We start from the raw sequence: 13,456 nt of genomic DNA on the forward strand, positions 1-13,456 counted from the left end.
GCCGCGGAAGGGGCGGCATCCATTGATTAGGCTCGTGGCGTGACCGAGACGCGCGACGATCCCCGGCCGCTGCCGGCGACCTCGCGGGACGAGTCGTCGCTGCGCGATCGGCTCGAGTCGGCGCAGGCCTCGCTGCGTGAACGCCTCGACGAGCCGATCGAGAAGGTGTCGCGGATCGCGGGCTGGTTCCCCATCCGCGTCTGGCGGCACTACTTGCAGCACAACGGCTTCCTGCTCGCGGCGGGCATGAGCTTCCAGGCGCTGTTCGCCGTCTTCGGCGCGATCTATCTCGCGTTCGCGGGCGTGGGCGTATGGCTGGGCGGGTCGCGCGCGGCGATCACGACGCTCATCGACATCATCAACAGCTACATCCCCGGCATCATCAGCGAGCAGGGACTCGTGAAGCCGGACGACGTGGAGAGCATCGCGCACGACAGCGGGCGGCTGCTCAGCATCACGGGCGCCTTCGCCATCGTGGTCGTCGTGTGGACCGCCACCGGCTTCGTCACGTTCGCCCGCCGTGCGGTGCGCGACACCTTCGGCCTGCCCTTCGACCTCCGCAGCTTCGTCATGCTCAAGGCGCGGGACTTCGTCGCCGCCCTCCTCTTCGGCATCTCGCTGCTGATCGGCGCCCTGCTCGGCTCCATCGCCACGGGCGCGATCGACCTCGTCTTCTCCCTGCTGTCGTGGGACCGCGAGTCCGTGTGGTGGTCGATCGGCGCCCGGGCGATCTCGCTCGCCGTCGCCTTCGCCCTGAACACGGTGGCCCTGGCCTGCCTGTTCCGCTTCCTGACGGGGACGTCGCTCCGGTGGCGCCGGATCTGGCCCGGCGCGCTCGTCGGTGCGACAGGGATGGTCCTCCTGCAGGTCGCTGCGGGCTTCCTCTTCGTCTACACGCCGTCCAACCCGCTGCTGGCCACCTTCGCGATCTTCATCGGCTTCCTCCTGTGGTTCCGGCTGATCGGCATCGTCATCCTCCTCGCCGCCGCGTGGATCGCCGTGGCGGCCGGCGACCGCGACGTGCCCCTGCGCTCCGCCGAGGACCGGCGGGCCATGGAGCAGGCCGCCATCGTCATCGCCGCGCAGGTGCGCGTGCGCGAGGCGGAGCGCGAGCTGGCACTGGCGCGGTGGCCGCGGCGCGGGGGTGCGCGCCGGCGGCTGGCGGCGGCGGAGAAGACGCTCGCGCGCGCGGAGGCCGACTCACCGGGTCCGCGGCGCGCGTCCCTCCTCCCCGACTGAGCCCGCGACCGTCCCGGCCGTTCCCGCTGGCGTCGCTCGGCGTGGTGCGGGCAGCCGTCCCGGGCCCGATGTCGGAGGCCCGCGTTACGCTCGTCGGGTGTCTCGCACTCTTCGCATCGTGTCCGTGAACGTCAACGGCATCCGCGCCGCCGTCCGCAAGGGCATGACCGAATGGGTGGAGGCCTCCGGCGCCGACATCCTCGCGCTGCAGGAGGTGCGGGCGACGGCCGACCAGCTCGCCGAGGCACTCCCCGGATGGCGCATCGTGAACGACGAGGCCCTGCAGAAGGGACGCGCCGGTGTCGCGGTCGTGAGTCGCATGCCCGCGACGGCCACGCGCGCGGTGCTGGGACCCGAGCCCCTGGATGCCACCGGCCGCTGGATCGAGACGGACTTCGACGTCGATGGGCACACCGTCACGGTGGTCAGCGCGTACGTCCACAGCGGGGAGGTCGACACGCCCAAGCAGGAGGCGAAGTGGCTGTTCCTCGACGCGATGGAGCGGCGTCTGAGCGAGCTCTCCGCCGAGCGCGAGCTGGCGGTCGTGATGGGCGACCTGAACGTCGGCCACCGCGAGCTCGACATCAAGAACTGGAAGGGCAACCGCAAGAACTCCGGGTTCCTTCCCCGCGAGCGCGCGTACTTCGACCGGTTCTTCGGCCCCGCGGGCGAGACCGTCACGGGCGTCGACGGGTCCGAGGGCCCGGGTCTCGGCTGGGTCGACGTCGGCCGGCGTCACGCGGGCGAGGTGGACGGCCCGTACACCTGGTGGTCGATGCGCGGGAAGGCGTTCGACACGGACACCGGCTGGCGCATCGACTATCACGTCGCCACCCCGGCCCTCGCGGACCGCGCGTCCGGCTACCGCGTCGACCGGGCGGCATCCTGGGACACCCGCTGGAGCGACCACGCGCCCGTCATCGTCGACTACGAGATCGGGTGACGCGCCGAGGTCGAGGCGCCACGATCGCCGGGGGCATCGCGGGCGAGGACGCGACGGCTGCGTGAAGAGGGCTGCGCGGGCGAGGGCTGCTCAGGCGAGAGCTGAGCGGGCAGGGACGGGCGACCCGACGCCTAGGATTGTCCGGTGACCACGCAGCGCCTCTACTCCGGAATGCAGCCCTCCGCCGACAGCCTCCAGATCGGCAACTACATCGGGGCCCTCCTCCAGTGGCGGACGCTGCAGGACGAGTACGACGCCTTCTTCTCCGTCGTCGACCTGCACGCCCTCACCCAGCCGGGCGACCCGGCCGAGCGCCGCGAGAAGACCCGCCGCACTGCGGCGCAGTACATCGCCGCGGGGATCGAGCCGTCCAAGTCGACCCTCTACGTGCAGTCGCACGTGCCCGCCCACGCCGAGCTGCAGTGGATCCTCTCCACCCTCACCGGTTTCGGTGAAGCCGGCCGCATGACCCAGTTCAAGGACAAGTCCGCCCGTTACGGGACGGATGCCACCAACGTGGGCCTCTTCACCTACCCGGTCCTCATGGCCGCCGACATCCTGCTGTACCAGACCGACGTCGTCCCCGTCGGCGACGACCAGAAGCAGCACATCGAGCTGACGCGCGACCTCGCGGAGCGGTTCAATCAGCGCTTCGGCGAGACGTTCGCCATGCCGAAGCCGATGATCCAGCGCGAGACCGCCCGCATCTACGACCTGCAGAACCCGACGGCGAAGATGTCCAAGTCCGCCGAGAGCGACGCCGGCGTGCTGTGGATGCTCGACGAGCCGAAGGTCAGCGCGAAGAAGATCATGCGCGCCGTGACCGACTCCGAGGGTGCGGTGCGGTTCGACCGCGAGGCCAAGCCCGGGGTGTCGAACCTGCTGGTGATCTACTCGGCGCTGACCGGCCGGGAGATCTCGGCCATCGAGGACGAGTACGCCGGGCGCGGGTACGGCGACTTCAAGAAGGGCCTCGCCGAGGTCGTCGTCAACGAGTTCGAGCCGGTCCGCGAGCGGGCCCTCGAACTGCTGGCCGACCCCGCCGAGCTGGACCGCGTGCTCGCGCAGAACGCCGAGCGGGCGGCATCCGTCGCCGAGAAGACTCTGGCGGACGTCTACGACCGCATCGGGCTGCTGCGCCGCGGCTGACCGCGCCTGGTCCCCTGCCGAGAAACGCTCTCTGCCCCGAGAAACGGCTGCACCCGGCATTTCCCCGCGCACGGAGCGTTTCTCGCGCGACGGCGCGGGAGCGGGGCCGCTCCGCAGAACGGCCCCGCCCTCGAGGTGTCAGACCGTGCGGCGTCGGCGCAGGACCATCAGCAGCAGGCCGAGCGAGACGGCCGCGGCGGCGACGATCCCGGCCGGCAGCAGCGCGTCGGCCGACGAGCCGGTCGCGGCGAGCGCGGTCGGCTTCGACGCCACCGATGCGGCGGCGGTCGGCGCGGCCGACGGCACGACGACCGCCGGCGTCGGGGTGGCCGTGACCTCGGGCGAGGCCGACGGGGTGGGCGTCGGCTCCATGGTCGGCGTCGGGCTCGGCGACGGCTCGGGACTGACGTCGCACCCGATGACGGTCACGCGCGGGTCCGGCGCGGCCAGCACGCCGGAGGTCCAGTCCGGCGCGGTGCCGAGCTCCTCGAAGCCGAACGTCGCCGCAGCCGTCTCCGCGACGTCGTCGCAGCCGTACCCCACGAGCACCTTCGACCAGACCCATTCCTCGCCCGGCTGGAACAGGCGGGGACCGTAGTCCTCGAGCGTCCCGTCGGGCGCCGAGATGACCGCGGCACCGTAGGCCGGGACCGCCGAGGTGTTCCTCGCCCAGACGCGCACCTCCACCTGTCCGGCCGTCGTGACGTCCACCGTGACGGTGGTCTCCCCGGTGATGTCGGCCGCCCAGGCCGCAGAGCTCGCACCGAACGCAGCCGTGAGGGCGAGCGCCGCGACGCCCACTCCCCCAGTGATCGCCTTCTTCTTCATATGGCTCTTCCCCCATTTCCCCTCCCACGACACGTGGGCGGGGACGCCCTGATCACGCCCCCACGCCGCACGTTAGCGATATCGGCATCCCGTTCTGTGTCGGGCTGTGCAACACCTCGTTTCGTTTTGTGTCATGACGCGATGGTCCGTCGCGGACGCACGGCGCCGGATAGCGTGAGCGGATGGAACGCGACGTCCTGCACACGCCCCGGCTCGAGCTGTCCGCTCCTCGGGACAGGGATGCCGCGAGCATCCACGCCGCGTGCCAGGACGCCGAGCTGCAGCGGCTGACGACCGTGCCGTCGCCCTACCTGCCCGGCGACGCCGAGAAGTTCATCGCTCTCTCCGACCGCTGGTGGGACGAGGGGTCCGAGGCGACCTGGGCCATCCGCCTCGACGATCGGCTGGTCGGCATGATCGGGCTCGCCCGGCTCGGCGGCGGGGCGCCGGAGATCGGCTACTGGATGGCGCGCGAGGCGCGCGGGCAGGGCGTCGTCGGCGAAGCGGCCGAGGCCGTCGTGGACTGGGCCTTCGCCGCCGAGCGGCCGGCGATCGCCCGGATCGAGTGGCGGGCCGTCGTCGGGAACGTGGCCTCGGCGCGCACCGCCCGTCGACTCGGCTTCCGCTACGAGGGGCTCCTGCGTCAGGCCGCCTCGAACAGCTTCGGGCGGGCCGACCTCTGGGTGGCGGGGCTGCTGCGCGACGACGAGCGGTCCCCGCAGACGTGGCCGCTCCCCCTCGGGTGAGCGTGGCCGTGGCATCCCTCCCCCTGTTCCGGTAGACGCTCCGGCTTCTCCGGTAAACGCTCCGGCGCGGCGACCCCGGAGGGAGCGCCCGGGGCAGCGACGGGCGGAACGGCGGGCGGGGCGAGGCGCAAGGGGCGGCGCGATGTCGGACCCGGATGCCAGGATGTGGCGCATGCCGGAGATGCCCGAGGTCGAGGGACTCGTCGAATACCTGCGCGGCCGCGTGACGGGGCTGCACGTGACGAAGGCGACCGTGTCGGCCATCTCCGCTCTCAAGACGTACGACCCGCCGCTCACGGCGCTCGTCGGGACGGCAGTGACCGGGGTGGAGCGCCAGGGCAAGTTCCTCGACGTGGCGACGGACGGCGGCATCCATCTCGTCTTCCATCTGGCCAAGGCCGGGTGGCTGCGCTGGTACGACCTGCTGCCGCAGACGCTCATCAAGCCGGGCAAGACGCCCATCGCGCTGCGCGTCGGGTTCGACGACGACTCCGGTTTCGACCTCACCGAGGCGGGGACCAAGAAGTCACTGGCCGTCTCCGTCGTCCGCGACCCGCAGGAGGTGCCGGAGATCGCCCGGCTGGGGCCGGATCCCCTCGGCGGCGGGATCGACCGCGACGCGTTCGGCGCGCTGCTCGCGGGGCGGCGCACCCAGATCAAGGGCGTCCTCCGCGACCAGTCGATCATCGGCGGCGTCGGCAACGCGTACTCCGACGAGATCCTGCACGCCGCGAAGATGTCGCCGTACGCGCTCGCGGCGAAGCTCACCGACGACGAGGTCGACCGCCTGTTCGACGCGATGGTGTCGACGCTCACCGACGCGGTCGCGGCCGCGCGGGGCAAGCCGCCGGCCGACCTGAAGGACGCGAAGCGCCGCGGCATGCGGGTGCACGGTCGGCGCGGCGAGGCGTGTCCGGTCTGCGGCGACGAGGTGCGCAGCGTCTTCTTCGCCGACAACTCCCTCGAGTACTGCCCCACGTGTCAGACCGGCGGCAAGCTGCTGGCCGATCGGCGGCTGTCGCGGCTGCTGAAGTGACGGCCCCGCGGAGCGCCGGAGAACCGTGACCGCCGGCGCGCGGACGTCCCGGATGTCACACGGCGACCGGGAATGAAACCGGGAGAACGACGTTGACTAGACTCCGAAGTGCAACAACGTGCTCCGGGGTCGGTGGGAATCCGAACCGGCGGTGACAGTCCGCGAACTCCGACGCCTCGGCTGACGGGTTGATCCGGTGGAACTCCGGAACCGACGGTGATGCGACGAGCGATCGTCGCTAGTCCGGATGGGAGGCAGCACGGACGGCGCGGCGCGCCTTCCTGCCCCCTCGAGCACCGCGGGAAGGACAGGGAATGGCATCCGCCACCGAGATCGACGCCATGCGGCGAGCGCTGCAGCTCGCCCGCGGAGGTCCGCGCGGGCTGAACCCGCAGGTCGGCGCGGTCATCCTCTCCCCCACCGGGGACGTCCTGGCCGAGGGGTTCCATCGCGGTGCGGGCACGCCGCACGCCGAGGTCGACGCCTTGTCGCAGCTGCCGCCGGGCGCGGCCGCCGGGGCGACCGCCGTCGTCACCCTGGAGCCCTGCAACCACACCGGCCGCACCGGGCCGTGCGCCGTCGCGCTCCTCGAGGCCGGGGTGTCCCGCGTCGTCTACGCGCTCGACGACCCCACGGATGCCGCGTCGGGCGGCGCCGCGCGCCTCCGGTCCGCGGGCGTCGACGTGGAGTCCGGCGTCGAGCGCGACGCCGCCGCCGCCCTCGTCCACGATTGGACGCACCTCCAACGCACCGGCCGCCCCGTCGTCACCGTCAAGTGGGCGCAGAGCCTGGACGGCCGGGCCGCCGCCGACGACGGCACGAGTCAGTGGATCACCGGGCCCGACGCCCGCCGGGACGTCCATCTCCGCCGCGCCGCGGCCGACGCGATCATCGCCGGCACGGGGACCGTCCGCGCGGACGACCCCGCCCTCACCGCACGCGCGGAGGACGGGTCCCTCCTCGAGAACCAGCCCGTCCCCGTCGTCATCGGCGAGAGCGAGGTGGCTCCGGATGCCGCCGTCCACCGGCATCCGCACCCGGTGATCCTCGCCCGTACCCGCGACCTGTCCGTCGTGCTCGCGGACCTCGGCGCCCGTGGCATCCAGCGCGTCTTCGTCGAGGGCGGCCCGACGCTCGCCAGCTCCTTCCTGCGCGCGGACCTGGCGGATGAGGTGCTCGTCTACGTCGCGCCCGTCCTGCTCGGCGGGTCCCGGCTCGCCCTGGGCGACATCGGGGTGCCGACGATCGCCGACGCCCGCCGACTGCGCGTGACGCGGATCGAGACCCTCGGCGACGACCTCCTCGTCGTCGCCCACCCGCACGAGACCACCCCCGACCCCCACGGAGACGCCTGATGTTCACCGGAATCGTCGAAGAGATCGGCGCGATCACCGCCGTCGAGCCGTCGGGCGACGGCGTCCGCCTCACCGTGCGCGCGCCGCTGTCGGTGTCGGACGCGGGCCACGGCGACTCCATCTCCGTCAGCGGGGTCTGCCTCACCGTCGTCGACCAGGGCGAGGACTGGTTCACCGCCGACGTCATGCAGCAGACGCTCGACATGTCGACGCTCGACGGCATCGCGCCGGGCCGCGCCGTCAACCTCGAGCGCGCGACCGCCGCCCACGGGCGCCTCGGCGGCCACATCGTGCAGGGGCACATCGACGGCACCGGCGTCGTGCGCGAGGTGCGACCGGGCGCGCAGTGGAGCGTCGTGCGGGTCGGCATCCCGTCCGCCCTCGCCCCGCTCGTCGTCGACAAGGGTTCCATCGCGATCGACGGGGTGTCGCTCACCGTCAGCGCCGTCAGTCCCGCGTCCGAGCCGGAGCCGTGGCTCGAGGTCTCGCTCATCCCCGAGACCCTCGCCGCGACGACCCTCGGCCGGGCCGAGCCCGGCGCCCCCGTCAACCTCGAGACCGACATCCTGGCGCGGCACGTGCAGCGCCTCCTCGCCTTCCGAGACACCGAGAACACCGCGGCTGCGGCCGCACCGACCGAGAGGGGCTCCGCATGAGCCTGTCCACCATCCCCGAGGCCCTGGAGGCCCTGCGTCAGGGCCGCCCCATCCTCGTCGCCGACGACGAGAACCGCGAGAACGAGGGCGACGTCATCCTGTCGGCCCAGCTGGCGACCGCCGAGTGGCTCGCCTGGACAGTGCGTTACTCCAGCGGCTACGTCTGCGCCCCCATGCCCGCCGAGTGGGCGGACGCCCTCGACCTGCCGCCGATGGTCGCGGTCAACGAGGACGCCCGCGGCACGGCCTACACGGTCAGCGTCGACGCCGCCGACGGCGTCACCACCGGCATCAGCGCCGCCGACCGCGCCCGCACCCTGAACGTCCTCGCGGACCAGGAGTCGACCCCGGCGAGCCTCATCCGCCCGGGCCACGTGCTGCCGCTGCGCGCCGTCGAGGGGGGCGTGCGCGAGCGCGCGGGCCACACCGAGGCCGCCGTCGACCTCATGCGCCTCGCGGGGCTGCAGCCGGTCGGCGCGATCGCCGAGGTCGTCGCCGAGGACGGCAGCATGATGCGCCTGCCCGGACTGTTCGAGCTCGGCGAGCGCGACGGCATCCCGGTCATCACCATCGAGCAGCTCATCGCCTACCTCGACGAGACCGACCCGCTGCCCTCCGCCGCGCCGGTCCGCCGCCGCGTCAGCCTGCGCGCCGAGTCGAACGTGCCCACCTCGCACGGGACGTTCCGCTTCCTCGCGTACAAGGACCGCATCACCGGAACCGACCACCTCGCCGTGGTCTCCGGCGACCTGCACGAGGAGGCGCCGCTCGTGCGCGTGCACTCGGAGTGCCTGACCGGCGAGGCCTTCGGGTCGCTCAAGTGCGAGTGCGGTCCCCAGCTGGATGCCGCCTTGGACACGATCGACCGCGACGGCGGCATCGTCATCTACATGCGGGGCCACGAGGGGCGCGGCATCGGCCTCATCAACAAGCTGCGCGCGTACAGCCTGCAGGAGCGCGGCATGGACACCGTGGATGCCAACCTCGCCCTCGGTCTGCCCGCCGACGCCCGCGACTACGCCGCCGCGGCCGGCATCCTCGCCGACCTCGGTGTCGAGAAGGTCCGCCTGCTGACCAACAACACCGACAAGGTCGCGCAGCTGCGCTCCTTCGGGCTCGACGTGGTCGAGCAGGTGCCGCTCCTGGTCGGCGTCGGCCCCAACAACCACCAGTACCTCGAGACCAAGCGCGACCGGATGGGTCACGTCATCGCCGAGGACGACCTGCGCGACGCCCTCGCGCACATGAAGGAAGGAACCGCCTGATGGCCGGCAGTGGAGCACCCGAGACGGGGAATGTCGACGCGACGGGACTGAACGTGGTCGTCATCGCGGGCACGTGGCACGACGTCATCACCGACGGCCTCATCGCGGGCTCGACGAAGGTCCTGGATGCCTCCGGCGCGACGTACCGCGTCGTCCGCGTCCCGGGCTCGTTCGAGCTGCCGGTCGCGGCCGTCGCCGCCTTCGAGGGCGGCGCCGACGCCGTCGTCGCCCTGGGCGTCATCATCCGCGGCGGGACGCCGCACTTCGAGTACGTGTCGTCCGCCGCGACGGACGGTCTCACGCGCGTCGCGATCGAGGCGGGACGCCCGGTCGGATTCGGCGTGCTCACCCTCGACGACGAGCAGCAGGGTCTGGACCGCGCGGGCCTCGAGGGCTCGAAAGAGGACAAGGGCGCCGAGGCGGCCGACGCCGCCATCCGCACCGCGCTGCTGCTGCGCGAGCTGCGCGGCTGACCCCGTCGGCCCCGGCGTCCGCCGCCCGAGTCCCGGGCCGGCGGGCGCCTGCTCAGCCGACGCATAGACTTGACGGGTAGACGGCCCCCACCCGGGACCGCCCGCTCACGGTGACCTTGCCGCGCAGCGGACGCAGACCACGCGCCCGTTCCGCGCCACCGCTGCGCCCCACCCCGGACGCACACGCTCGTCTTCATCGTCAGGCTGTCATGACCACCACCTCGTCCCCCTCCCCCCGCTCCACCACGGCTCCCGCGAACCCGCGTTCGCGCGTCATCACCGCGAGCCTCGTGGGCACCACCATCGAGTTCTACGACTTCTACGCGTACGCCACGGCGGCCGTGCTCGTGTTCCCGATCCTCTTCTTCCCGACCGGCAACGAGACCACCTCGCTGCTGCTGTCGTTCAGCGTCTTCGGCGCCGCCATGGTCGCGCGCCCCCTCGGCGCCGTCGTCTTCGGCCACTTCGGTGACCGGTTCGGACGCAAGGCCACCCTGGTGGCATCCCTCCTCACGATGGGTGTCGCGACGTTCCTCATCGGCTGCCTGCCGACCTTCGACCAGATCGGCGTGTGGGCCGCGATCCTGCTGCTCATCATGCGCCTGGCGCAGGGCTTCGCTCTCGGCGGCGAGTGGTCCGGCGCTGCGCTGGTGGCCACCGAGAACGCCCCGAAGGGCAAGCGCGCCCTGTTCGGCACGTTCCCGCAGCTGGGCGCCCCGATCGGCTTCATCATCGCCAACACGGTGTTCCTCGTCATCAACTTCGCGCTGCCGCACCCCGACGGCACCGCGCAGCGGTCGGCCGAGTTCCTCTCGTGGGGCTGGCGCGTGCCGTTCCTGTTCTCGGCTCTCATGGTCATCGTCGGCCTCTACGTGCGCCTCAAGCTCGTCGAGAGCGAGTCGTTCAGCAAGGCCGAGAAGACGGGCGTCATCAAGAAGTTCCCGCTGGGCGCCGCGCTCCGCAACAACTGGAAGCAGCTCATCCTCGGCACGTTCATCATGCTGGCGACCTACGTGCTCTTCTACCTGATGACGAGCTTCACGCTCTCGTACGGCACCAAGGCCACGCTCGAGGGCGCGGAGGCCGCCGCCACCGCGGCCGGCACGCCGTTCGACGCCACCCAGTACGTCCCCGGCCTCGGCTTCGGCTACACCGACTTCGTCATCATGCAGATCATCGGCGTGGTGTTCTTCGGCGTCTTCACGATGCTCTCCGGCCCCGTGGCCGACGCGATCGGCCGCAAGCGCCTCCTCATCGGGGTGACGATCGGCATCATCGTCTTCGGTCTGCTCTTCTCGGTGTTCCTGCTCCCGCAGGCCGACGCGAAGTTCACCGGTGCCCTGGTGCAGGCGTTCCTCATCTTCGGATTCGTCCTCATGGGCACGACCTTCGGACCGATGGGCGCCGTCCTGCCCGAGCTGTTCCCGACGAACGTCCGGTACACCGGTTCGGCCATCTCGTACAACGTCTCGTCCATCCTGGGCGCGGCCCTGGCCCCGCTCGTCGCGGTGGCGCTGTGGGCGGCCGGCGACGGCAACCCCTGGCTCGTCGGGGTCTACCTGTCCGTGATGGGCGTGCTGACGCTCGTGGCCCTCGTGCTCTCGCCCGAGACGAAGGACGTCGATTACGACGACAACCTCGCCGCCGGGGCGACCGCGCCTTAACGGCGACTCCCGGACGAAGGGATGCCACGGGTCTCAGGGCCCGTGGCATCCCTTCGTCGTCCACCGGGCACGTGCACGGTCCCCCTCGACGCCGGAGCCGCGTGCGAAGCGGGGTACGGTCGAAGGACCCGTTTCCTTTCCCCGAGGTGAGCATGTCCGTCCCCGCTCCCGCCCGTGGCCGTCGCGGCCGTCGCCAGCCCGAGGGCCCCCGCGCGTCGTTCCGTCAGCTGCTTCCGTTCCTCCTCGAGCACAAGCGCACGCTCGCCGTCGTCGCCGTGCTCAGCGTCTTCGGCGCCGCCACGACCCTTGTGCAGCCGCTCCTCGTCGGCGAGGTCATCACGCGCGTGCAGGGCTCGGTGCCGCTCGGCGCGCTCGTCTGGCTGCTCGTCGGCTTCGTCGTCGTGTCGTCGCTCATCTCCGGCTACCAGCACTACCTGCTGCAGCGCACCGGCACCGCGGTCGTCTACTCCAGCCGCCGCCGCCTCATCTCGCGGATCCTCCGCCTGCCGATCGCCGAGTTCGACGCCCGACGCACCGGCGATCTCGTCTCGCGCGTGGGCACGGACACGACCCTGCTCTACGCCGTGCTCACGCAGGGACTGGCGGATGCCGTCGGCAACGCGCTCATCCTCGTCGGCGCCGTCGTCGCGATGGCCTTCATCGACCCGCTCCTGCTCGGCCTCATCGTCGTGGTCGTCGGCGCCTCCCTCGCGACCGTCGTCGTGCTGAGCGGACGCATCCGCGCCGCCTCCACCGAGCAGCAGGTCAAGGTGGGCGAGCTGTCCTCGGGCGTCGAGCGCGCCGTCGGCTCGATCCGTACGATCCGCGCGGCCGGGGCGACCGCGCGCGAGACCGCCGCCGTCGAGAGCACCGCCACGGAGGCGTACGCCGCGGGGGTCCGGATCGCCAAGGTGTCCGCCCTCATCGTGCCCGTCGCGGGGATCGCCCTGCAGGTCTCGCTGCTGGTGGTGCTCGGCGTGGGCGGGTTCCGGGTGGCATCCGGAGCCATCGATGTCGCCGCGCTCGTGACCTTCGTCATCTTCCTCTTCCTGCTCGTTCAACCCCTCGCCTCGGCGATCGGCGCGATCACGTCCGTCAACCAGGCGCTGGGCGCGCTGGGCCGCATCCAGGAGGTGCTCGACCTCCCCGAGGAGACCGCGTCCGACAGCGTCGCGGCGGCGTCCGCGTCGGTCTCGACCGGGGATCGGGATGCCGCGGCGATCGAGTTCCGCGACGTGCGCTTCCGCTACCCCGACCACGTCGTCGAGGCGCGCGCGGCCGCGGCGAAGGAGGCGCGTTCGGTGCTCGCGCAGGCGCACCTCGACCGGGCGGCCGACGAGACCGCTGCAGAGGCCGGTGAAGCCGACCGCGAGGTGCTGCGCGGGGTGTCGTTCACGGTGCCGCGCGGGGCCCGCGTCGCGCTGGTCGGACCGTCCGGCGCCGGCAAGAGCACGATCCTCTCGCTCGTCGAGCGGTTCTACGACCCCACCGACGGGGCGATCCTCGTGGATGGCGTCGACGCCCGCGACCTGCCTCGGGACGACCTCCGCGCCCGCTTCGGGTACGTCGAGCAGGACGCGCCCACCCTGGCCGGCACGATCGCCGACAACCTTCGCCTGGCCTCGCCGGGGGCGTCCGCGGCGGACTGCGAGCGCGTGCTGCGCGCGGTCAACCTCGGCGACGTGCTCGAACGCAACCCGCTCGGGATCGACGCCCCCGTCGGCGAGGACGGCGTGATGCTGTCCGGCGGCGAGCGCCAGCGCCTGGCGATCGCGCGGGCCCTGCTGGCCGCTCCCCCGGTGCTGCTGCTCGACGAGTCCACCTCGTCGCTCGACGGGGTGAACGAGCAGCGGATGCGCGAGGCCATCGACGCGGTCGCCACCGGCCGGACGCTGCTGGTGATCGCGCACCGCCTGTCGACCGTCGTCGACAGCGACCTCATCGTCGTGCTCGAGCACGGCCGGGTCGTCGGGCAGGGCACGCACAGCGAGCTCGTGGCATCCACGCCCCTCTACCGCGACCTCGCGAAGCACCAGCTGCTGGTCTGACCGCCGCCCTCCCCCGCCCTCCTCTCGCCCTCCCCCCCCTCTCGCGCTGACTTG

At 72.2% G+C, this 13,456-nt stretch carries 12 protein-coding genes and 1 riboswitch; of the genes, 11 read left to right on the plus strand and 1 reads right to left on the minus strand.

Features of this window, described 5'->3' with window-relative positions; translation table 11 throughout:
• The first annotated feature begins 39 nt into the window (after window positions 1-39).
• From ACO03V_RS11745 to trpS, 3 genes are all read left to right on the plus strand, one after another.
• Window positions 40-1,239, plus strand: a complete 1,200-nt coding sequence (locus tag ACO03V_RS11745; RefSeq protein ID WP_423137702.1) for a YihY/virulence factor BrkB family protein — start codon at window positions 40-42, stop codon at window positions 1,237-1,239.
• A gap of 97 nt (window positions 1,240-1,336) precedes the next feature.
• The gene (locus ACO03V_RS11750; protein ID WP_423137703.1) at window positions 1,337-2,182 is read left to right on the plus strand and encodes an exodeoxyribonuclease III; all 846 of its coding nucleotides are present in this window, start codon (window positions 1,337-1,339) and stop codon (window positions 2,180-2,182) included.
• A 144-nt stretch (window positions 2,183-2,326) separates the two neighbouring features.
• Window positions 2,327-3,331: a tryptophan--tRNA ligase gene (trpS, locus tag ACO03V_RS11755; RefSeq protein ID WP_423137704.1), complete on the plus strand. Its 1,005-nt coding sequence runs from the start codon at window positions 2,327-2,329 to the stop codon at window positions 3,329-3,331.
• Between the two features lie 138 nt (window positions 3,332-3,469).
• Here the strand turns inward: trpS and ACO03V_RS11760 are convergent, their stop codons facing one another.
• Window positions 3,470-4,159, minus strand: coding sequence for a hypothetical protein (locus ACO03V_RS11760; protein WP_423137705.1), 690 nt, complete (start codon window positions 4,157-4,159; stop codon window positions 3,470-3,472).
• Window positions 4,160-4,341: 182 nt separating this feature from the next.
• Here ACO03V_RS11760 and ACO03V_RS11765 point away from each other — a divergent pair, with 182 nt between their 5' ends.
• The 8 genes from ACO03V_RS11765 to ACO03V_RS11800 all read left to right on the plus strand — a co-directional run bounded on the left by ACO03V_RS11765 (window position 4,342) and on the right by ACO03V_RS11800 (window position 13,402).
• Window positions 4,342-4,905, plus strand: coding sequence for a GNAT family N-acetyltransferase (locus ACO03V_RS11765; protein ID WP_423137706.1), 564 nt, complete (start codon window positions 4,342-4,344; stop codon window positions 4,903-4,905).
• Window positions 4,906-5,077: 172 nt separating this feature from the next.
• Window positions 5,078-5,941, plus strand: coding sequence for an Fpg/Nei family DNA glycosylase (locus ACO03V_RS11770; RefSeq protein ID WP_423137707.1), 864 nt, complete (start codon window positions 5,078-5,080; stop codon window positions 5,939-5,941).
• A gap of 115 nt (window positions 5,942-6,056) precedes the next feature.
• Window positions 6,057-6,205: riboswitch (FMN riboswitch) on the plus strand.
• 50 nt (window positions 6,206-6,255) lie between these two features.
• Window positions 6,256-7,296, plus strand: coding sequence for a bifunctional diaminohydroxyphosphoribosylaminopyrimidine deaminase/5-amino-6-(5-phosphoribosylamino)uracil reductase RibD (gene ribD, locus ACO03V_RS11775; protein ID WP_423137708.1), 1,041 nt, complete (start codon window positions 6,256-6,258; stop codon window positions 7,294-7,296).
• Window positions 7,296-7,952, plus strand: a complete 657-nt coding sequence (locus tag ACO03V_RS11780; protein ID WP_423137709.1) for a riboflavin synthase — start codon at window positions 7,296-7,298, stop codon at window positions 7,950-7,952. Before ribD ends, ACO03V_RS11780 begins: the two co-directional genes overlap by 1 nt.
• A complete protein-coding gene (gene ribA / locus ACO03V_RS11785; protein WP_367729457.1) occupies window positions 7,949-9,217 on the plus strand; it encodes a GTP cyclohydrolase II in 1,269 nt (422 codons plus the stop codon). The genes ACO03V_RS11780 and ribA overlap by 4 nt, the downstream gene beginning before the upstream one ends.
• Window positions 9,217-9,690: a 6,7-dimethyl-8-ribityllumazine synthase gene (ribH, locus tag ACO03V_RS11790; RefSeq protein ID WP_367729456.1), complete on the plus strand. Its 474-nt coding sequence runs from the start codon at window positions 9,217-9,219 to the stop codon at window positions 9,688-9,690. The genes ribA and ribH overlap by 1 nt, the downstream gene beginning before the upstream one ends.
• Before the next feature lie 209 nt (window positions 9,691-9,899).
• Window positions 9,900-11,354, plus strand: a complete 1,455-nt coding sequence (locus ACO03V_RS11795) for an MFS transporter (RefSeq protein ID WP_423137710.1) — start codon at window positions 9,900-9,902, stop codon at window positions 11,352-11,354.
• Between the two features lie 152 nt (window positions 11,355-11,506).
• Entirely contained in the window at window positions 11,507-13,402 is a 1,896-nt protein-coding gene (locus ACO03V_RS11800) for an ABC transporter ATP-binding protein (RefSeq protein ID WP_423137711.1), read from the plus strand.
• Window positions 13,403-13,456: the final 54 nt, after the last annotated feature.

It is taken from the genome of Microbacterium sp. HMH0099, assembly GCF_049384025.1.
In the GTDB taxonomy this organism is placed as follows: Bacteria; Actinomycetota; Actinomycetes; order Actinomycetales; family Microbacteriaceae; genus Microbacterium.

What these genes read in the sequence shown, in the direction of transcription:
- ACO03V_RS11760 (WP_423137705.1), bottom strand. Translation starts at nt 4,159, where the DNA reads ATGAAGAAGAAGGCGATCACTGGGGGAGTGGGCGTCGCGGCGCTCGCC.
- ACO03V_RS11765 (WP_423137706.1), top strand. Translation starts at nt 4,342, where the DNA reads ATGGAACGCGACGTCCTGCACACGCCCCGGCTCGAGCTGTCCGCTCCT.
- ACO03V_RS11770 (WP_423137707.1), top strand. Translation starts at nt 5,078, where the DNA reads ATGCCGGAGATGCCCGAGGTCGAGGGACTCGTCGAATACCTGCGCGGC.
- ribD (WP_423137708.1), top strand. Translation starts at nt 6,256, where the DNA reads ATGGCATCCGCCACCGAGATCGACGCCATGCGGCGAGCGCTGCAGCTC.
- ACO03V_RS11780 (WP_423137709.1), top strand. Translation starts at nt 7,296, where the DNA reads ATGTTCACCGGAATCGTCGAAGAGATCGGCGCGATCACCGCCGTCGAG.
- ribA (WP_367729457.1), top strand. Translation starts at nt 7,949, where the DNA reads ATGAGCCTGTCCACCATCCCCGAGGCCCTGGAGGCCCTGCGTCAGGGC.
- ribH (WP_367729456.1), top strand. Translation starts at nt 9,217, where the DNA reads ATGGCCGGCAGTGGAGCACCCGAGACGGGGAATGTCGACGCGACGGGA.
- ACO03V_RS11795 (WP_423137710.1), top strand. Translation starts at nt 9,900, where the DNA reads ATGACCACCACCTCGTCCCCCTCCCCCCGCTCCACCACGGCTCCCGCG.
- ACO03V_RS11800 (WP_423137711.1), top strand. Translation starts at nt 11,507, where the DNA reads ATGTCCGTCCCCGCTCCCGCCCGTGGCCGTCGCGGCCGTCGCCAGCCC.